Source organism: Undibacterium sp. 5I2, from assembly GCF_035019605.1.
GTDB lineage: Bacteria > Pseudomonadota > Gammaproteobacteria > Burkholderiales > Burkholderiaceae_D > Undibacterium.
In genome coordinates this window covers 1-284 of record NZ_JASJVS010000182.1, presented here as the reverse complement: position 1 = coordinate 284, position 284 = coordinate 1, and the positions used below count along the sequence as shown (strand labels likewise).

Sequence of the window (284 nt, the reverse complement as noted above, 5' to 3'; positions counted from 1 at the left end):
TCGGGCCGATATTTGCAAGTATGGAAGAGCGATTCTGCGAATGGCTTATCATTCGAAACACGCGGACGACTAAAGGATGCGGCGATACCTAAATTCTCCAACGTAGCAAGCATCGTGGCTCCCTTCATCGAGCTGCCGTTATCCGAGTGCAGTACCAATGGACGCCCCGCCAATCCCTCTGCCAAACTGGTCCGACGGATTAACATTGATGCCAATTCAGCAGATTCAGCTTCATGCACTTCATGCCCAACGATCTTCCTGCTAAACACATCTAAGATCATGTA

1 protein-coding gene is annotated in these 284 nt (G+C 49.6%); it reads right to left on the bottom strand.

Features of this window, described 5'->3' with window-relative positions; genetic code table 11:
- Positions 1 to 284, bottom strand: a 284-nt coding sequence (locus QN359_RS19900) for a DDE-type integrase/transposase/recombinase (protein WP_323493443.1), incomplete at both ends; no start/stop codon positions are given.